The sequence below is a fragment of the Streptomyces sp. NRRL F-6676 genome (assembly GCF_000725625.1).
Classification (GTDB): Bacteria; Actinomycetota; Actinomycetes; order Streptomycetales; family Streptomycetaceae; genus Streptomyces.
In genome coordinates, this window is sequence record NZ_KL647083.1 from 340,785 (window position 1) to 361,249 (window position 20,465).

Annotated in this window: 11 protein-coding genes; 9 read left to right on the forward strand and 2 right to left on the reverse strand. The window is 75.3% G+C overall.

What is annotated here, in order from left to right:
• The first annotated feature begins 138 nt into the window (after positions 1-138).
• On the forward strand, positions 139-7,665 hold the full coding sequence (locus IO29_RS40140) for a type I polyketide synthase (RefSeq protein ID WP_030381252.1): 7,527 nt from the start codon (positions 139-141) through the stop codon (positions 7,663-7,665).
• A gap of 188 nt (positions 7,666-7,853) precedes the next feature.
• On the opposite strand, the gene IO29_RS32950 is transcribed toward IO29_RS40140, so the two are convergent.
• Complete coding sequence (locus IO29_RS32950) at positions 7,854-9,416, reverse strand: IucA/IucC family protein (RefSeq protein ID WP_078618394.1); 1,563 nt, start codon at positions 9,414-9,416, stop codon at positions 7,854-7,856.
• A gap of 283 nt (positions 9,417-9,699) precedes the next feature.
• Between IO29_RS32950 and IO29_RS32955 the strand changes: the two genes are divergently transcribed.
• From IO29_RS32955 to IO29_RS32965, 3 genes are read left to right on the forward strand one after another with little or no spacing between them, the layout of a single operon-like run.
• Entirely contained in the window at positions 9,700-11,229 is a 1,530-nt protein-coding gene (locus IO29_RS32955) for an IucA/IucC family protein (RefSeq protein WP_030381250.1), read from the forward strand.
• Positions 11,230-11,275: 46 nt separating this feature from the next.
• The gene (locus IO29_RS32960; RefSeq protein ID WP_030381249.1) at positions 11,276-12,553 is read left to right on the forward strand and encodes a VWA domain-containing protein; all 1,278 of its coding nucleotides are present in this window, start codon (positions 11,276-11,278) and stop codon (positions 12,551-12,553) included.
• Positions 12,553-13,425 carry a hypothetical protein gene (locus IO29_RS32965; RefSeq protein WP_030381248.1) on the forward strand — a complete coding sequence of 291 codons (873 nt, stop codon included), beginning with the start codon at positions 12,553-12,555 and terminating at the stop codon, positions 13,423-13,425. Before IO29_RS32960 ends, IO29_RS32965 begins: the two co-directional genes overlap by 1 nt.
• Before the next feature lie 57 nt (positions 13,426-13,482).
• Here the strand turns inward: IO29_RS32965 and IO29_RS32970 are convergent, their stop codons facing one another.
• Positions 13,483-14,127 (reverse strand): winged helix-turn-helix transcriptional regulator, encoded by a 645-nt coding sequence (locus IO29_RS32970; protein ID WP_030381247.1) that lies wholly within the window; start codon positions 14,125-14,127, stop codon positions 13,483-13,485.
• A gap of 87 nt (positions 14,128-14,214) precedes the next feature.
• Here IO29_RS32970 and IO29_RS32975 point away from each other — a divergent pair, with 87 nt between their 5' ends.
• The 5 genes from IO29_RS32975 (at position 14,215) to IO29_RS32995 (ending at position 20,398) form a co-directional block, all read left to right on the forward strand.
• Complete coding sequence (locus IO29_RS32975) at positions 14,215-15,423, forward strand: pyridoxal phosphate-dependent aminotransferase (protein WP_030381246.1); 1,209 nt, start codon at positions 14,215-14,217, stop codon at positions 15,421-15,423.
• A gap of 105 nt (positions 15,424-15,528) precedes the next feature.
• On the forward strand, positions 15,529-16,128 hold the full coding sequence (locus IO29_RS32980) for a histidine phosphatase family protein (protein WP_030381245.1): 600 nt from the start codon (positions 15,529-15,531) through the stop codon (positions 16,126-16,128).
• Between the two features lie 73 nt (positions 16,129-16,201).
• Entirely contained in the window at positions 16,202-16,912 is a 711-nt protein-coding gene (locus IO29_RS32985) for a hypothetical protein (protein ID WP_030381244.1), read from the forward strand.
• A 323-nt stretch (positions 16,913-17,235) separates the two neighbouring features.
• Entirely contained in the window at positions 17,236-19,503 is a 2,268-nt protein-coding gene (locus IO29_RS32990; protein WP_030381243.1) for an alpha-N-acetylglucosaminidase, read from the forward strand.
• A 202-nt stretch (positions 19,504-19,705) separates the two neighbouring features.
• Complete coding sequence (locus tag IO29_RS32995; RefSeq protein WP_030381242.1) at positions 19,706-20,398, forward strand: type 1 glutamine amidotransferase domain-containing protein; 693 nt, start codon at positions 19,706-19,708, stop codon at positions 20,396-20,398.
• The last annotated feature ends 67 nt before the right edge of the window (positions 20,399-20,465 follow it).

Consider the following 20,465-nt stretch of genomic DNA (forward strand, 5'->3'; position numbering starts at 1 on the left):
TCGCCGCCCTCGCACCGAAAATCCCTTTCTGCGGCGGTCTTCACCACAACGAGTGGTTGGCACTGGCTTTTCCGCCCGGCGGTCCCCTTCACTCCGCTACCACAGTGCGCAAACGGCGTGAGAAGGCGGGGACTTGGCATGCAGCAGGGCGAACGGGCCGTGGCGGTGGTGGGGGTCGGCTGCCGGCTCCCCGGGGGCATCACGGATCTGGACGGGCTGTGGTCCGTGCTCCGCGAGGGGCGGGACGTGGTGGGCGAGATGCCCGCCGACCGGCTGCCCAGGGAGCGCATGGTGGACCCGGAGACCGTGCGGCCCGGGCGCAGTTACACCGCCGCCGGCGGCTTCCTCGACGACGTGGCCTCGTTCGACGCGGCCTACTTCGGCATGTCACCGGCCGAGGCCCGGCACATCGACCCGCAGCAGCGGCTGCTCCTGGAGATGGCCGCCGAGGCGCTGGACGACGCCGCCGTGCCCGCCGGTGCGCTGGCCGGGTCGGACACCTGCGTGTACGTGGGTGTCTCCGACCCCGGCTACGGGGTGACGCTCTCGATGATGCAGGACCACACCAGCCCGCACACCATGCCCGGCGCCACCCTCTCCCTCACCGCGAACCGGCTGTCGTACGCCTTCGATCTGCGCGGGCCGAGCATGGCGGTGGACACGGCCTGCTCCTCCGCGCTGGTCGCGCTGGACCGGGCCTGCCGCACCCTGCGCGAGGGCACGAGCCGCGTCGCCCTGGCGGGCGGCGTCAACGTGCTGTCGACGCCCTATCCGTTCGCCGGGTTCTCGTACGCGGGCATGCTGTCGCGGCGCGGCCGGTGCGCGGCGTTCTCCGCCGAGGCCGACGGGTTCGTGCGGGCGGAGGGCGGGGCGGTGCTCGTCCTCAAGCGCCTCGCGGACGCGGTGGCCGACGGCGACCGGGTGCACGCCGTGCTGGCCGCCACCGGCAACAACACCGACGGCCGCAGCACGGGCCTGATCGTGCCCAGCGCCGAGACGCAGGAGGCGCTGCTGCACGCGGTCTACGCGGAGGCCGGGATCGACCCGGACGACCTGGTGTACGTCGAGGCGCACGGCACCGGCACCCAGGTCGGGGACCCGGCGGAGGCCGAGGCCATCGGGCGGGCGCTGGGCCGGCGGCGGCGCGGGGGGCCGCTGCCGATCGGCTCGGTGAAGTCGAACCTCGGTCATCTGGAGCCCGCGTCCGGGATGCCGGCGCTGCTCAAGGCGATCCTGGTGCTGCGCCACGGGCTGGTCCCGGCGTCCCTGCACGCGCTCCCCCTCAACCCCGCGATCGACTTCGACGGCCTGGGGCTGGCCCCCGCCGTCGAGCCCGTCCCGCTGACGCCGGGCAGGCGGGCCGCCGTGGGGGTGTCCTCGTTCGGCTTCGGCGGGGCCAACGCGCACGCCGTGGTCACCCTGCCGCCCGCTGCCGCGGCCCCCGGCGGACACGCTGGCGGCGCTCGCCGGGCACGGGGTGAAGAGGGGCCGGAGCCGGCGTCCGGGCCGCTGCCGGTGGTCGTCTCCGCGCGCTCCCCCAAGGCGCTCGAGCAGTTGAGCGCCCGCATGGCCGAGCGGTTGCGGACCACCGCGCCCGGGGAGTTCTACGACGTCGCCCACACCGGCACCGTACGGCGCACCGCGCATCCGCACCGCGCTGCCGTCCTGGCCGCCGATCCGGCGGACGCCGCACGGCAGTTGGAGCTGCTGACGGCGGGCGAGCCCGCCCGGGGAGCCGTCGTCCGCACGGCCGAGCGGGGCGGTACCGCGTTCGTGTACGCCGGCAACGCCTCCCAGTGGCCGGGCATGGGCGCCGATCTGCTGAAGCACGCGCCGGCGTTCCGCGCGGCCGTCGAGGAGGCCGACGCGGCCCTCGCGCCGCACCTGGGCTGGTCGGTGGCGAAGGAGCTGGCGCATCCCCGCCCGCCGACCTGGCAGCGCACGGAGATCGCACAACCCGCCCTGTTCGCCGTCCAGGTGGGCCTGACCGCGCTGCTCGCCTCGCACGGCGTGTGCCCGCGCGCGGTGGCCGGGCACAGCGTCGGCGAGGTCGCCGCCGCCCATGCCGCCGGCATCCTGACGCTGGACCAGGCGGCCCTGGTGATCGCCGCACGCAGCCGCACCCAGGGCGCCACGGCGGGGCGGGGTCGGATGGCCGCCGTCGGTCTGTCCGAGGACCAGGCCCGCGAGGAACTCCGGCGCCACGCGGGCGCGTCGGAGATCGCGGGCGCGTCGGAGACTTCGGGCGCGTTGGAGATCGCGGGCGTCAACAGTGAGCGGGACGTGACCGTCGCCGGGGACGCCGACACGCTGGCGGCCTGGGGTGCCGAACTGACCGCGCGGGGCGTCTTCTTCCGCGAACTGGCCCTGGACTACGCCTTCCACAGCCGGGCCATGGACCCCATCCGGGAGCCGCTGCTCACCGCCCTCGACGGGCTCGCCCCCGGCCGCGCCCGCGTCCCGTTCGTCTCCACCGTCACCGGCACGCCGCTGGACGGGCCGGAGCTGGACGCCGGGTACTGGTGGCGCAACGTGCGCGAGCCGGTGCGGTTCGCCGAGGCCGCCGGGGTGCTCGCCGCCGAGCACGCCGGTGTCCTGGTCGAGGTCGGTCCGCACCCGGTGCTGCGCCCGTATCTGCGCCGCACCGGTGCCGCCTGCGTGGCCACCCTGCACCGGGACGGGGACGGTGTGCGCGAGGGCGCGGCGGCCGTCGCCGCCGTGCTCGCCGCCGACCCCGGCACCGACTGGCGCCACCACTTCCCTCGCCCCGGCCGGGTCGTCGACCTGCCCGCCTACGCGTGGCAGCACGAGCGGTACTGGCACGGCTCCGCGCACGATCTGGTCGTCCGGGCCACCGGCAGCGGCGCCCTGGACCACCCCCTGGTGGGCGAGCGGATGCCCGCCCCGCACCCCGTCTGGCACGGCACCGTCGAGCCGCAGCTCGTGCCGTGGCTGGGCGACCACCGGATCGGCGACGACGTCCTCATGCCGGCGGCCGCCTACGTGGAGATGGCGCTGAGCGCGGGCCGGCGGGCCCTGGACCGCCCGGTCGAGGTGCGGCACCTGGAGATCGGCCGCCCGCTGTCCGTGCCGTGGCCGGACCCGACGCCCCTCGCCGTGCAGACGGCGGTCACCCCGGACGACGGGGCCCTGACCGTCAGCGTCCGCGAGGAGCACGGCGGGGAGTGCCGGCCGGTCGTCCGCGCGCAGGTCCGCACGCTGCTGGGCACGGCACCGGCGCCGCTGGACGTCGGCGCAGTCCTGGCCCGCTGCCCACGGCCGCTGGACGGACCGGAGTTCTATGCGAGATGTCACGCCATCGGGCTGAACTGCGGACCCGCCTTCCAGCTCATCGACCGCGTGGACGCCGGTGACGGCGAGGCGCTGGTCTCCTACCGGCTGCCGCACACCGCCGACGCCTACACCGCCCACCCCGTCCTGCTCGACGCGCCGCTTCAGGCCACCGTGGCGCTCGCCGGTCCCGAGGCGGAGTCCGCCGCGTTCCTGCCGACCGTGTTCGGTTCCGTACGGGTGTGGCGCACGCCCTCGCCCACCGGGGTCGTGCACCTGCGCCGGCGCAGTCGCAGCGTCAACGAGATCTGCTGGGACATCACCTACGCCGACGCGGACGGCACGGTCACCGCCGAGATCGACGGCTGCCGCACCCGGCGCGGGCATCTGGCCGAGCACACCCCGCTGACCGTGCAGCGCACGGTGCTGCGCGCCGCCCCGCACCGGGGGACCCCCGCCGCGCCCTCGCCGCTGCCCGCGCCCGACGAGGTGCTGCGCGCCGTGGCACCGCGCCTGGCCGCCGCCCGGGCCGCGCTGGACGACACCGGACACGACCGGTTCCTCGCCGCCGTCGCACGGGCCGGCGCCCACTGCTGGGCCGAGACCCTGCGCGGTCTCCTCGCCGACCCGACGGCCCCGTTCTCGACGGCCGACCTGGTCGCCGGGGGCATGCAGCCGAGGCACCGGCGGGCGGCCCGGCTGCTGCTGCCCCTGCTGGCCGAGCAGGGCCTCGTCCAGTCGGCGGGGCACGGGTGGAGGCTGACCGGCGCCGAGCTCCGGCCCCAGGCGCTGCTGCGCGCGCTGGTGGAGGACCATCCCGCGTACGGCGCCGAGACGCTCCTCCTCAACCAGCAGTTGTGCCGGCTGCCGGACGTGCTGCGCGGGCGCGTGGACGCGGGCGAGCTGCTGCCGCCCGGGGACAGCGCCTACGAGCAGCTCCACGAGACCGGGCCGGCCCACCGGTTCGCCCACCGTGCCGTGCAGGCGCTGCTCGGCGAACTCGTCGCCCGGTGGCCCGCCGACCGTCCGCTGCGGATCCTGGAGATCGGCGCCAGCACGACCGCGCTGACGGCGGCGGTCCTGCCCCTGCTGCCGGCCGACCGCACCCGCTACACATGCGCCGCACCGGACCGGAGCGCACTCCCCCGCGCCGAACACCGGTTCACCGCATACGACTTCGTCGAGTACCGCGCCCTGGACCCGAACACCGACCCGGTGGACCAGGGCCTGCCCCGGGCCGGCTTCGACCTCGTCCTCGCGGGCGACGCGCTGCACGCCACGGCCGATCTGTCCGCCACCCTGCGCCGGCTGCGCGGCGTGCTGGCCCCCGGCGGCCACCTGCTGGCCGTCGAACCGCACGACGTCCGGCTCCAGGCGCTGCTGTCCGGCGCGCTCAACGACTTCTGGGAACGCGCCGACCACGCGCTGCGCCCGGTCTGCCGCGTCCTCCCCCGCGACCGCTGGGCGCCCCTGCTCCGCGACTGCGGCTTCCCCGCCGTGGCCCAGACCGGCCCGCGGGACCGCTCCGTCCTCCTGGCCGCGGCGCACCACGACGATCCGGCGACACCGGAGGCACCGCTCCCGGCCCCCGGCACCTCATGGGTGATCGCCGTGGAGAACGCCACGGAATCGACGACGGCCCGCGCACTGGCGGCCCGCCTGGGCCACGCCACCGTGGTCCCGGCTCCGGAGTCGGCGGCCGGGTGGAGGGATGTCCTGACGGAGGCGTCGGGAGCACGGGTGCGGGACGGGGGAGATGCCGGTACGCACACCTCCGAGGCCCCGCCCGCCGGCTCCGCTCCCGGTGTCGTCCTGCTGCTCGCCGAGTCCGGCCCGGACGAGACCGCGGAGGAGGGTCCGGGCGAGGCCGTCGTCGTGCGGACCGCCCGGCGCGCGGCCCTGTTGCGCACGCTGGCCGGCGCCTGTGACGGGCTCGGCGACGGCGGCCCGCAGGTCTGGCTCGTCACTCGTCCGACCGGGCTGTTCCCGGCGCCGGAGGAGCCGTCGCATCCGGTCGACGCGGCGGTGTGGGCGGCCTGTCGCGTCCTCGCCAACGAGCGCCCCGATCTGACGTTGCGGCGCCTGTCGTGTCACCGCACCGGCGACCCCGGCACGGACGCCGGCCGGCTGGCCGGGGAACTCCTCGCTCCCGGCGACGACGGGAGCGTGCGGGAGGACGAGGTGGTGCTGACCGCGCGGGGCCGGTTCGTGCCCCGGCAGGTCCAGCACCCGGCGGACGAGCCCCCCGCCGTCCCCGCGCCCGGCACGCCGTTCCTTCTGGAGGCCCGCGACCCCGGACTGCACCGGCGGCTGGTCTGGCGGGAGATGGAGCGGCCCGCGCCCGGACCGGGCGAAGTCGCCCTGGAGATGCGGGCGGTGGCCCTGAACTACCGCGACCCCATGCGGGCCAACGGTCTGCTGCCGCCCGAGGCGGTGGAGAACAGCCCGCTCGGCCGCGGGCTGGGCACCGACGGTGCCGGGATCGTGTCCGCCGTCGGGGACGGGGTGACCGGGCTGCGGGTCGGCGACCGGGTGTGCGGGATCGTGCCCGCCGCCCTCGCCTCCCATGCGACGACCCCGGCCGTCGCCCTCGTCCGCATCCCCGACGGCATGGGCTTCACCGAGGCGGCGACCTTCCCCGTCGCCTTCCTGACCGTCCACGAGACCCTGGTCAACCAGGCCAGGCTCGCCCCCGGGGAGACCGTACTGGTGCACGGCGGGGCCGGTGCGGTGGGCCTCGCCGTCCTCCAGTGCGCCCGCCGGCAGGGCGCCCGCGTCCTCGCCACCGCCGGCACCGAGACCAAGCGGGACCTGCTGCGCACGCTCGGCGTCGCGCACGTGCTCGACTCCCGCAGCCTGGACTTCGTGCCCCGGGTACGGGAACTCACCGACGGCCGGGGCGTGGACGTCGTCGTCAACTCCCTCAGCGGCGAGGCCATCGCGCAGGGACTGGACCTGCTGCGCCCCACCGGCCGGTTCATCGAGCTCGGCAAGCGGGACATCTTCCTCAACAACCCGATCACCCTGCGCCCGTTCGACCGCAGTCTCAGCTTCATCGGCTTCAACCTCGACGCCGTCATGGACTCCCCCGCCCTGCGCACCCGGCTCCTCGCGGACTTCGGGAGGGAGGTCCGCTCCCGCGTCTACCGGCCGCTGCCCCACACGGTCCACCCGGCCGCCCGGGTCGACGAGGCCTTCCACCTGCTCCAGCACTCCCGGCACACCGGGAAGGTCGTCGTCTCCTTCGACCCCCTGGACGAACCGGTCCCCGTGGAGCCCGCGCCCGGCACCCCACGGCTCGACGGCGAGGGCACCTACCTGATCACCGGCGGGCTGAGCGGGCTCGGCGCCGCCACCGCCCGCCGGCTGGCCGACGGCGGCGCCCGGCACCTGGCGCTGCTCTCCCGGCGCGGCCCCGACGCCCCCGAGGCGCCCGCCCTGCTCCGCGAACTCGCCGAGCGCGGGGTACGGGCCACCGCGTACGCCGCCGACGTCACCGACGAGGCCGCGCTGCGCCGGGTCCTCGACTCCGTCGACGCCACCGGGCACCGGCTGCGCGGCCTCGTGCACGCGGCGATGCACTTGGACGACGCGGTACTGGCCGATCTCGACGACGAGCGGTTCGCGGCGGTACTGGCGCCCAAGGCGGGGGGCGCGGCCCTGCTGGACCGGCTCACCGCCGAACGCGCCCCGGATCTGCACCTGTTCCTCGGCCACTCCTCCGTCTCGGCCGCGATCGGCAACCCCGGTCAGTCGGCGTACGCGGCGGCCAACGCCTACCTGGAGGCGCTGGCCCGGGCCCGGCGTGCGGCGGGGCGCGCGGGTACGGCGCTGGCCTGGGGGCCGGTCGGCGGGACGGGGTACGTCGCCCGCAGCGGCCTGGGCGCCGCCATGGCCGAACGCGGCCTCGAACTCCTCACCCCGGACGAGGTGTTGGCCACCGCCGACCGTCTGCTGGCCGCCGGCGCCGATGTCGCCGGCGCGGGCCGCTACCGCTGGGGCGCCGCCCGCCACCTGCTGCCGGCCCTGGCCACGCCGCGCTTCGCCCACCTGGCCCCGTCGTCCTCGATGACCTCCCCCGACGCCCGCGACGAACTGCTCCGCACCCTGCGGGACCTCCCACCGGACGAGGCGGTACGCACCATCACCGACACCCTGACCAGCATCCTCGCGAACGTCCTCCAGACCGACCCCACCGACCTGGACCCCACCCGCAACGTCACGGACTACGGCCTGGACTCGCTCCTCGGCATGCAGTTCCTGGTGGCCACCAGGGACCTCTTCACCATCCGCCTCTCCCCCACGGACCTGGCCACGGGCCGCACCCTCACGCACTTCGCCCAGGTGATCCACCAACGCCTGGAGCAACGTTAGGAAGCGCCCCTGGGGGCGCCCCCACCAGGGGCGCGGGGAACGGCGCGACCAGCCACATCACACCCGCACCCGCCCACGCACCCCACCACCCGAGCTCCCAGGCGCCCAAGGGGGTCGAAGGGGCACAGCCCCTGGAGGACGGGAAGGGTAGGGGCGGCGGGGGCGAAATCCCCTGGCGCCCCCCCAAGTCACCGCCCCCGCAACGGATTCCGAACGCCGGTGTAACTCGCCGCCGCCCCATCCGCCCCCGTCCACCGCAACAACAGGTTCGTCTTCCCCGGCAAGGCCACCGCATCGACCAGCCCCACCGCCTCCTCCACCCCGGAAGACCCCAACACCCCCCGAACCGCCGCCCACGGATCGAACCCCCCGAACCGCTCCGCCAGCAACTCGGCGACCTCCCACAGGTGGTTGACGACCAGGCAGTACACCAACCGCTCCCACCCGGCCCCCCGCCCCACCTCAGCCACCGATTTCACCCCCTCCGCATCCCGGAACAACGCCTGCACCGGCGTCCCCGCCCCGTCCACCGCGACCAGCACATTCTGCAAGTGCGCCTCAAGCACCACCCCATGCCGGTCGAACACCCCCAGCACCGGCGGCACGACCTGCCGGAGATACGCCTCCCACCACCCCGCCGGCTCGACGACCCGGTCGAGCGGGCTGCCGTCGAACCCCTCGACCAGCCCCGCGGCCAGCACCGGCGTCGCCCCCGGCACCACACGCCCGCCCAGCCCGTCCCGCACGAGCACCGCCAGCTCCTCGAACGCGAACCCGGCGGTCCGGTACCCGCGGTCGCCGAGCCACGCCGCCGGCCCCGGCAGCGCCGCGAAGGCGGCGGTCACGGCCGCGTCCGTACGGCACAGCCGACGCAGATCGTGCCGCCACAACCGCCGGATGTCGTTCGTGATCCGCACGTCCAGGCTGAACTTGAGGAAGAGATCGGCCCCGGGCGCGTAGACCGTACGGATCGCGGCCGTCGGCCACACGACACCGTCCGTGGGGCCGAGCCGGACCAGCCGGCCGTCGGCGAAGGCGTCCCGCACCTCCGCGCCGACGAGGTCGAGTTGCCAGGGGTGGGCCGGCAGCAGCCGGTAGCCGGGCGGGGCCTCGCCCAGCGCGTCGAGGGCGCGCGTGTCCCCCTCCTCCACCACGACGTCCTCGCGCACACCGAGCAGCACGAGCGGAAAGCGGGCGTGCGCCTCCGGCGCGTACGGCAGCCACCCGGCGGCGGGGCCGCCGCCGCGCGCCTTGGGGGCGGGGTGGTGGGGGTGGCCGGTGAGCAGGGACTGCTCGGAGCGCAGATAGAGGCCGTCGGGCGGGGTGGCGCCGGCCCGCGCGGTGAGCAGCGCGGCGACGGCGGCCCGGCTGTCGAGCATCTCGCCGGGGAGTTCGGCGTTGCCCACCCCCGTGTACCGGCGCAATTCCTCCGCGACGAGCTTGACGAGCTCGGCGTGCGTGAGCCGCTGCCAGCCGCCGGCGGCGCGCAGCTCGGGGTCCCGGGGCCGGCGGCCGCCCCGCACCCGCAGCAACCGCCCACTGGCGAGCAGCCGGTGCACACCGGGGACGTCCGTGGGCTCGCCGACCTCCCGCAGCAGACAGTTGAGCAAGGGTGCGGCCGCGTACGCATCGGCAACCGCACCGAGGTCGCCCTCCGGGGCCCCGGGCGGCGCGGAAGACACGGACTGTTCACACGCCGGCCGTTCCGACGGGACGGCCGGCTCGGCCGGCACGGCCGGCTCTTGCGGCATCGGGAGCTGCGGGTCCACGGGATCCATTCGTTCCGTACGGTGCACTGGTGATCAGTATGTCTGGCACCGGCCCGCCCGGCGAAGCCGCGATCGGGCCGCATCACGACGCACGGGCTCGCGCCGCCCGGCGCCCGCCACCGACCGCCCACCCGCTCGCCCGGCCACCCGCTCGCCCCGACCGGCCCGCATCGCGACGCGCCGGCCCGCATCGCGACGCGCCGCGCCGCGCCGCTCGCCGCGCCCGGGTCCGTCCAGCCCCTTCCCGCCCCCGAGGAGCCCCGCCGTGTCCCGTCACCGTCCCGTGAGCGATGCCGAAGCCGAGCCGGTCGCCGCGCTCGACGCCGTGCGGCCCGCGCTGTCCGTCCCGTACACGCAGGCGCTGCCCGGCGCCCGGGCCGCCGTGCTGACCCGGCTGTGGCGGGCGCTGGCGCACGAGCCGCTGCCGTGGATCACCGCACGCGAGCCCGCGGACGGCGCCCTGGTGCTGCGGCTGGCCGACGGGCGCCGGCTCAGCGGCCCGCCCTCCGACCCGTACGCGACCACCGACCACGTCACGGAGGTACGGCTCGACGACACCCCGTACGACCGCCCGGCCGCCCTCCTCACCGCGCTCGGCATCCCGCACGGCGCCGCCCTCGCGGCCGAACTCGACGCCGGGACCGCCTCGTTGGCCCTGTCCCGGGCCGACCGCGGCGCCGCTCCCGCCACGGCCGGCGAGCCCCCCGCCCCCGTCTGGACGTGGGAACAGAGCGTGGTCGACGGCCACCCCTACCACCCGGGCTGCCGTTCCCGTCCCGGTTTCTCGGTCGCCGAGCAGCTGGCGTACGGGCCGGAGCACCGGCCGGTGGTGCGGCTGGGCCTGGCGCCGGTGGACGACTGCCTGGTCACCGGTCAGTGGCCCGCGTGGCTGCGGGACGGCGGGCGGGTGCTGATCCCCGTCCACCCGTGGCAGTCGGCGCACGTGCTGGGCCGGCGGCCGGCGGTCGCCGCCGGACCGGCGGCGCATCCGCTGATGTCGTTGCGCACGCTCGCCCTCCCCGACGGCGGCCCGCATGTGAAGACGACCCTCAGCGCCCGGCTGACCTCCTCCGTGCGCGACATCTCGCCGTACTCGGTCCGGACCGCGGCGACGGTCTCGGCGTTCGTCGCGTCGGTCGCCGCCCGTACGGACGGGCTGCTGCACGTCACCCGCACCCTCGGCGCGGTCACCACCGGCTCGCCCGACCTGGCGGCGGTGCTGCGCGAGCCGCCGGAGCGGTACGCGGGGCCGGGCGAGCGGGTCGTACCGGTGGCCGCGCTGCCCGCGACCGGGCTGCCCCGCTCCGCCTCCTGGCTGGCCGGCTTCGCCCGGCTCGCGCTCACCGTGGGGCTGCGCCTCCTCGACCTGGGTGTGGCGCTGGAGGCGCACGGCCAGAACCTGCTGGTGGTCCTGGACTCGGCCACCGGCACCCCGCTGCGGCTGGTCTACCGCGACCTCGCCGACATCCGTGTCAGTCCCGAGCGGCTGGCCCGGCACGGCCTGCCGGTACCGGAGTTGACCGGTCGTCTGATCGACGACGACCCAACGACCCTGCGCCGCAAGCTGTTCGGCTCGCTGGTCGCCGGGACGCTCGCGGCGACCGCCGGTTCGCACCCGGCGCTGGGCGAGGCGCTGGCCTCCGCCGTACCGCACCTCGCCCACACCCCCGATCTGGAGGTACTGCGCCAAGCGCCCCTGCCCGCCAAGGCTTTGACGCTCATGCGGCTCACCCCCGACCGCACCGGCGACCTCTGGGCGGCCCTGCCCAACCCGTTGCGCGAAGGGGCGCGCTGAGGCGGCCGTTTTGATGGTGGACCCTTACGGTCAATAGGATCCGCCGATGATCACAAGACAACGGCTGGCGGCGGGCGTCTGTGCCCTGCTCGCCGCCCTGGCGACGGGGCTCGCCGTCCCGTCCGGCGCCGCGGCCGACGAGACGGCGGACCAGGACGCACCCAAGGTGGACCTCGTCCTCGACGTCAGCGGCTCCATGCGCGCGAAGGACATCGACGGCGGCTCCCGGATGGCCGCGGCCAAGCAGGCCTTCAACGAGGTCCTGGACGCGACCCCGGAGGAGGTCCGGCTCGGCATCCGTACCCTGGGCGCCGACTATCCGGGCGACGACCGCAAGACGGGCTGCAAGGACACCGCGCAGCTCTACCCGGTCGGCCCGCTGGACCGCACCGAGGCGAAGACGGCGGTCGCCACGCTCACCCCGACCGGCTGGACGCCGATCGGCCCCGCGCTGCTCAAGTCCGCCGACGACCTGGACGGCGGCAACGGCTCCAAGCGGATCGTCCTCATCAGCGACGGCGAGGACACCTGTGCCCCGCTCGACCCCTGCGAGGTGGCCCGCGAGATCGCGGCCAAGGGCATCGGCCTGACCATCGACACCCTCGGCCTGGTGCCCAGTGCCAAGCTGAGCCGGCAGCTCAGCTGCATCGCCGAGGCGACCGGCGGCACGTACACCTCGGTGGAGCACCGGGACCAGCTCACCGACAAGGTCAACCAGCTGGTGGACCGTGCCGCCGATCCGGTCGTCAACCCGGTGGCGGTGGAGGGCGCCTCGGCGTGCGCCGGCGCGCCGGCGCTCAAGTCGGGGCTGTACACCGACCGCGAGGAGTTCGCGAAGCACCGTTACTACAAGGTCGACGTGGAGCCCGGTCAGGAGCTGCGCGCCTCGGTGAGCGTGTCCGCCGACCGCGCCGTCGGCCCCGACTACGGCGTGACCCTGCGCGCGCTCACCGTGCACGGGCGCGAGATCGTCCGCGGCGAGGCCACCGGCAGCGGCCGTACGGACGTGCTGTCGACGGGCCTGCGCTACCCGAAGGCGGAGTCCGACTCCTCCGACGACGGGGCCGACGACACCCCCGAGACGGTGTGCCTGGAGGTGGCCCACTCCTTCTCCCCGGCGTCCGGCGTGAAGACCACCCCCGGTCTGCCGCTGGAACTGACGGTCGACGTGGTCGACGGACCGGACCGGGCGGGCGACGTCGCCGCCTTCGGTCTCGGGCGCGGCTGGTGGCTGCTGGGCGCGCTGGTGCTCGTCGGCTTCCTGGCGGGTCTGGTGTGGGGCTGGGTGTCGCGCTGGCGGGTCGCCGTCTGGAGGACGAACTGATGCGAGCGGTAAGAATCGTGAGAACGGCGGGAGTCGCCGGAGCCGTACGCGTACTGGCGGCGGCAGGGCTGATGCTGGGCGCGGCGGTGACCCCGGCGGTCGCCGACTCCGCGTCCCCGACGTCCGGTTCCTCCTCGTCCTCCTCGTCCTCCAAGGACGACGACGCGGCGCCGACCACGGCGGGCACGTCCTTCCGTACGGCGACGGAGATCGAGCAGGGCGAGAAGGCCACGGCGAGCGGCTCCACCGGTGACTATCTGTACTGGTCGTTCCCCGCCGACCTCGGGCAGCGGCCCACGGTGAAGGCGACCGTGAAGCTGCCGGAGTCCGCGAAGCGCAGCGCCGGGCAGACGTGGCAGATCGACGTGTACGACGGGCTGCGGCGCCGCCAGGCCTGCCAGTACGGCGCCCAGACGCGGACGGCCGCGCCGGAGGCGTCCTCCCTCGAACTGGCCTGCACGCTGCGGACGGTGCGGGGCTGGGCGGAGCCGTGGGCCAACGACCCGCTGCCGGGCACGTACTACCTCCGGCTCACCGCGGTCTCGGTCGGCTCGGCCGACCTGGGGCTGCCGGCGAGCGCGGAGGTGGAGGTGGACTCCAAGGACATCGGCGGTTCGGCGGCGGTGGACGGCTCGCTGAGCAAGCCGCTGATCCCCGGCACAGCCATGAAATCGGAGAAGGAGTCGGAGGACTCCTCGGACTCCGCCGTGCTGTCCTCCCTGGACCCCGACGACGGCTGGTCCTCCGGGTGGTGGACCGACCGCTGGATCTGGACGGCCGTCGGCGCCGTCCTGGCCGCCCTGGCGGGTATCGGCGGCTACACCCTGACCAGGGGCAACGGCAGACCCCGCGGCGTACCGCCGCAGGCCTGACCGACCGGCCCCAGTGAGGCCCGCCGCGGCGCCCCCCGGCGGGCCTCACCCCTGTCGCTACTCCCCCCGCAGCACCTTGGCCACCGCGGAGTCCCCCTCCACGCCCACGGCCCCCTCCTCCACCGCCGCACGCAGTGCCATGTCACCGCCGGCCAGCGCCGTCACCGTGGACACGTCCGACCTGAGCACCGCGTCCGGGTCTCCGGGCCCGGGCCCCTCCCCGTACACCGGTCCCTCCTCCGCCGCGGCCCCCAGCCGCAGATGGAACCGCCCTTCCTCCAGCCGCACCTCCACCACCCCGTCCCCCGCCCCGGCCCCCTCCAGCACCCGCACCAACGGCAACGCGAACCAGTGCGCCCGCACCGCGTCCGTCGGCCGCCGCTCCCCCAGCAGCGCCCCGCCCCACTCCCCCAACGCCTGGAGCACCGGCAGCAACTCGCGCCCCCGGTCGGTCAGTTCGTACACGTACGCCACTCCCGGCGGCGGCAGCCGGCGGCGCGTCGTCAGGCCGTCGCGTTCCATGTCCTTCAGCCGGGAGGCGAGTACGTCCGTGCTGACGCCCGGCAGATCCGCGTGCAGGTCGGTGTACCGGCGCGGTCCGGCCAGCAGTTCACGGACGATCAGCAGGGTCCAGCGGTCCCCCACGGCGTCCAGCGCGCGGGCGGCGGAACAGTACTGGTCGTAGCTTCGGCGAGGTGACATGCGACGCAGTCTAGACAAGACGTTGGACTTTCCAAGCGGCAACTTGGTAAAACCAAGCAACACCAATTCCGGAGGGGCGGCACACGCATGGAGTTCCGGCAGTCGAGCAAGCTGAGCGACGTCTGTTACGAGATCCGCGGCCCGGTGATCGAGCACGCGGACGCACTGGAGGCGGCCGGCCACAGCGTGCTGCGCCTGAACACCGGCAATCCCGCCGCGTTCGGCTTCGAGGCGCCGGAGGAGATCCTCCAGGACATGATCCGCATGCTGCCGCAGGCGCACGGCTACACCGACTCGCGCGGCATCCTCTCCGCCCGCCGCGCGGTGGCCCAGCGCTACCAGGGCCTGGGCCTGGAGGTCGGCGTCGACGACGTCTTCCTGGGCAACGGCGTCTCCGAGCTGATCTCCATGGCCGTGCAGGCGCTGATCGAGGACGGCGACGAGATCCTCATCCCCGCCCCGGACTTCCCGCTGTGGACCGCCGTCACCACGCTCGCGGGCGGCACGGCGGTGCACTACCTGTGCGACGAGCAGTCCGACTGGAACCCGGACCTCGCCGACATGGCGTCGAAGATCACGGACCGCACGAAGGCGGTCGTGCTCATCAACCCCAACAACCCCACCGGCGCGGTCTACCCGAAGGAGATCGTCGAGGGCGTCCTCGACCTCGCCCGCCGGCACGGGCTGATGGTGCTCGCGGACGAGATCTACGACCAGATCCTGTACGACGACGCCGTCCACCACTCGGCCGCCGCCCTCGCCCCCGACCTCGTGGTCCTCACCTTCTGCGGCCTGTCGAAGACGTACCGCGTGGCGGGCTTCCGCTCCGGCTGGATGGTGGTGACGGGCCCCCGCCAGCACGCGCGCGACTATCTGGAGGGCCTGACGATGCTGGCCTCCATGCGGCTGTGCGCCAACGCGCCCGCGCAGTTCGCCATCCAGGCCGCGCTCGGCGGCCGGCAGTCCATCCACGAACTGACCGCGCCCGGCGGCAGGCTGCGCGAGCAGCGCGACCGGGCCTGGGAGAAGCTGAACGAGATCCCGGGCGTCTCCTGCGTCAAGCCGAAGGGGGCGCTGTATGCGTTCCCGCGCCTCGACCCGGCCGTGCACAAGATCCAGGACGACGAGAAGTTCGTCCTGGACCTGCTGCTGCGCGAGAAGATCCAGGTCGTCCAGGGCACGGGCTTCAACTGGCCCCGCCCGGACCACTTCCGCATCCTCACCCTGCCGTACGCCGACGACCTGGACGCGGCGATCAGCAGGATCGGCCGCTTCCTGAGCGGGTACCGGCAGTGACGGCCTGACCGGGTACCGGCGGCGACGGCCTGACCGGCGGTTCCGCTTCGGCCGGGCGTAGCCTGGAGTCGGAGTCGATCAAGAGGCACGGTGGAGGGATCGCACATGGGTGACCTGCTGCTGGTACGGCACGGCGAGACGGAGTGGTCGCGCTCGGGCAAACACACCGGGTCCAGCGACATCCCGCTGACCGACACCGGCCGTGAGCAGGCACGGCGGCTGGCCCCGCTGGTCGCCTCGCACCGGATCGCGACGGCGTTCGTCAGCCCGTTGCAGCGGGCGCGGGAGACCGCGCTGCTGGCCGGAGTGCCGGACGCGCAGGTCGACGAGGACCTGCGGGAGTGGGACTACGGCGGCTACGAGGGCGTCACCACCCACGAGATCCACCGCACCCGCCCGGACTGGTTCCTGTTCACCGACGGCGTCGCCGAGGGCCCGCCCGAGCACCCCGGGGAGAGCCCGGAGGAGGTCGGGGCGCGGGCGGAGCGGATGCTCGCCAAGATCGACGCGGCGCTCGCCGACTGCGAGGGCAGCGTCGTCGTCTTCTCCCACGGCCACTTCCTGCGCGTCCTGACCGCCCGGCGCCTCGGCCTGCCCGCGCGGGACGGCGCCCTCTTCCAGCTCGGCACGGGGACGATCAGCAGGCTGAGCACGGAACACCGCCGGCACGTGGTGGCCGGCTGGAATGTCAGACCCTCCTCGTAGTCTTTCCGTGTCGGCCTTCCCGGGTACGGGCGGGCCGTACGGACAGGGGACCTCACGGGGGAAGGAGCGTGGTGTGACGCGTCCGCCGACCGCCGCGCAGTGGCGGGTGATCGAGGCGGCCGACCCGGTGACGGGGCGGCTGCGGGGCACACGGGCCCAGTACGAGGCCCTGGTCAAACGGGGCCTGGCCTTCCGGCATCCGCGCCCGCCGCACGACCACTTCCTGACCCCGGCGGGCCACCGCATACGCGAGGAGGGCGCCGGGGGTGCCACCGGGGCCGGGGACACGGTCGGCCCCGGGAGCGGATCTTCCACGACCGGAGCCGACGGCGCGCCCGCCGCGACCGGACCCGGCAGCCCTCACGCCGCGACCGGGTCCGACGTGTTCGCCGCCCGGGTCGGCGGCGAGGACGCCCCGGAGGCGACGGCACACCGGACACGCGAGGTGCACAGCGCCTGGCAGGGGCTGCTGGAGCTGCGCCGGATGACGAACCCGGACGGGGACACCGGCCGGCCCTGCGGCTGGGAGCGGACGCATCTGGTGCGGGCGGCCGCGCTCGCCCTGGAGGCGGACGGTCACACCCCCGCCGGACCGGACCCGGCGGGGCCCGGCTACCGGGTACGTGCCACGCCCCAGCCGGAGGCGGTCGCCGTGCACGAGGGCGGCCCCGGGGCGCTGCGCGCCTGCGCGGCCACGCTGGAGCGGGCGGGGTGGCAGGTGAGCGAGCACACGGAGGCGCGCACCGGCCGGCGGTACGTACTGGCGTCACCGCGCCGGAAGTAGCGCCGTCGGCGTACGCGGAGGAACGCGGGCGCGCGAAGTGCGTGGCCCGGGAGCGGGCCGGGCAGCGGGCGGCGCCGTTTTCCGAGCCGCCCAGGGCTCCCACGCGGCCTTCCTCGCTCCCGCCCACCGCCCCGGTCCGTGACGTGGGCGTCCCGCAAGAGCCGGGCCGACCGGGACGAGGAGTTCACCGCGGGTTCTCCCCCAAGTGGGCGGCGTGCCGTCCGGCGCGCATCCGGGCGGGTATGTCTGGCGCGACGTGCCGAGTGGGGGCCGCCCCTCGCCGGCGCCGAACCCGACCCCGCCCCGCGAACGACGGAGACACCATGCCGCTGGCGCGCCGTTCCCTGCTGACCGTTCTGGCCGCCGGCTCCGCGGGCGCCGCCGTCGCCTGCGTACCCGCCACCGCGGACGGCCCCTCGGCCGCCAGGCCGGGCGCGTCCGGCGGCGGCGACGTCGGCGCCCGGGCCGCGGCCGCCGCCGCCCGCCGACTGCTGCCCCGGCACTGGCGGCAGCTGTCCTTCCGTACCGAGGGCGACCGCGACACGTTCACCGTCTCCGGCGCCGCCGGCCGGCTCCGCGTCACCGGCGGCACGCCCGGCACCCAGCTCACCGGCCTCAACTGGTATCTGCGCCATGTCGCCGACGCCGACGTCAACTGGGCCGGGCAGCAGCTCGGCCTGCCCCGCACCCTGCCCGGGGTACCCGGCGACGGCACCGTCACCCGCCGCGCCGACGTCCCCCACCGCTTCGCGCTCAACGACACCAACGACGGCTACACCGGCCCGTACCACGACTGGTCGTACTGGGAGCGCGAGCTCGACGTCCTCGCGCTGCACGGCTACAACGAGGTCCTGGTCACCGTGGGCGCGGACGCGCTGTACCACCGGGTGTTCCAGGGGTTCGGGTACGGCGACGAGGAGCTGCGGGCGTGGCTCCCGGGTCCGGCGCACCAGCCCTGGTGGCTGTTGCAGAACCTCTCGGCCTTCCCCGAGTTCCCCGCACCGGTCTCCCGCCAACTCCTCGACGCCCGCGCCGCGCTCGGCCGGCGCATCGCCGACCGAGCGCGGGAGCTGGGCATGGTGCCGGTGCTGCCCGGCTACTTCGGCACGGTCCCGCCCGGCTTCGCCGACCGCGCCCCGGGGGCGCGCACGGTGCCGCAGGGCACCTGGATGGGGTTCGACCGGCCCGACTGGCTGGACCCGCGCACCGATGTCTTCGCCCGGGTCGCGGCGGCCTTCTACCGCACGCAGGAGGACATGTTCGGCGCCTCCACCCTGTACAAGATGGATCTGCTGCACGAGGGCGGCACCGCCGGTGACGTACCCGTCGGGGAGGCCGCGAAGGGCGTCGAGCGGGCGCTGCGCACGGCCCGGCCGGACGCGGTCTGGGTGATCCTCGGCTGGCAGCACAACCCGCCGCGCGCGATCCTCGACGCCGTCGCCTCCGGCGGCCCCGGCGGTTCCGGCAAGGACCGGATGCTCGTCCTGGACGGCCTCTCCGACCGCCGCCCCACCGTCACCGACCGCGAGGCCGACTGGGGCGGCGTCCCGTACGCCTTCGGCTCCATCTGGAACTTCGGCGGCCACACCACGCTCGGGGCCAACACCCCCGACTGGGCCCGCCTCTACGACGCCTGGCGCACCAAGGAGGGCAGCGCCCTGCGCGGCATCGCACTGCTCCCGGAGGCCGCCGACAACAACCCGGCGGCGTTCGCCCTGTTCTCCGAACTCCCCTGGCGGGAGGGCGAGCTGGACCTCAAGGCGTGGTTCGCGCGCTGGGCGCGGTCCCGGTACGGGGCGCACGATCCGCACGCCGAGGCCGCCTGGGACGTACTGCGCCGCACCGCGTACGGCACCACGCGCGCCGACTCCTGGAGCGAGGGCGCGGACGGCCTGTTCGGCGCCCGCCCCTCGCTGACCGTACGGCGGGCGGCGTCCTGGTCGCCCAAGCGACTCCGCTACGAGGCCGACGAGTTCGAGCGTGCCCTCGACGAACTGCTGAAGGTGCGGCCGGGGCTGCGCGACTCGTCGGCGTACCGGCGGGACCTCCTGGACGTGGCCCGCCAGTGCCTGTCCAACCGCAGCCGGACCTTGCTGCCCCGGATCCGGCAGGCGTACGAGGCACGGGACACGAAGGCGTTCGACGCGGCGACCGGGGACTGGCTGTCCGCGCTGGACCTGCTGGAGCGGCTGCTGGCCACCGACTCCGCCCATCTGTTGGGGCGCTGGGTCGCCGAGGCCCGTTCCTGGGGCGCGGACGACGCCGAGCGCGACCGGCTCCAGTACGACGCCCTCTCCCTGCTGACGGTCTGGGGCACCCGCCGGGGCGCGGACGCGGGGCTGCACGACTACGCCAACCGCGAGTGGGCGGGGCTGGTCGGCGGCCTGTACCGGCTGCGCTGGTCGACGTACTTCACCGCGCTGCGGACCGCCCTGCGCGAGGACCGGGCGCCGGTGGCGGTCGACTGGTACGCCCTGGAGGACCGCTGGACCCGCGCCCCGGGCCGCCTGGCCACCCGGCCGACGGGAGACGTCCACCGGATCGCGACACAGGTCCGCGACCGGCTGCGGGCGCTCTCCCGGACGCGCTGAGAGCACGCCGGGGGAACGGGGCCGGCGGCACGTGGCGGCCCGCACCGGGCCCTGTGAGTCCTCGGTTCCCCGGTGCGCGGTTCCGCAGGGCTCGATGTGGGCGTCCGCCGGAGTGATCGCCGCAGCACTCTTGAGGGGAGCGGCCGGCCGGAGGCCGCCGCGGACCGTCCCACCACCTGTCCCCCTCGGGAAGGACCCACTCATGAGCAGGATCCTCATCATCATGTCGGCCGCCGATGTCTGGACGCGGACCGACGGGTCGGCCTATCCGACCGGTTACTGGGCCGAGGAGGTGGCCGCGCCGCACGAGAAGTTCGTCGAGGCCGGCCACACGGTCGACTTCGCCTCTCCGGGCGGGGTGTTGCAGCCGCTCGACGCGCACAGCGCCGACCCGGCGCTCGCGGGAGCGGACTGCGCCCGTTACGTGGCGCACGCGGAGAAGGCGCTGCGGGAGTTCGGTCCGCTGCTGAAGCTGGAGGACATCGACATCCGCGACTACGCGGCGCTCGTCCTGCCCGGCGGTCACGGCCCGGTCGTCGACCTCTACCAGGACCCCGCCCTCGGGCGCCTGCTGACCGCCGCGGACGCCTCGGGTGTCCTCGTCGGGGCCGTCTGCCACGGCCCGGCGGGTCTGCTCAGCGCCGTGGACGAGAAGGGCGCGTGGTTGTACGAGGGGCGCCGGATGACCGCCTTCACCGATGAGGAGGAGGCGGTGTTCGGCACGGCCGAGGGCGCTCCGTGGCTGCTCGCCACCACCCTGCGGGAGAAGGGCGCCGTGCACGTCGGGGGCCCGGCCTACCAGCAGCACAACGTGCGCGACGGCAACCTGTTCACCGGGCAGAACCCGGCCTCCAGCGCCCGCCTGGCCGAGGACATGATCGAGGCCCTCGGCTGAGAAGGAACACGCCCGCGTCCGCGAACCCGCCCCGGGCACTGTGCCCGGGGCGGGTTCGCGGACGGGT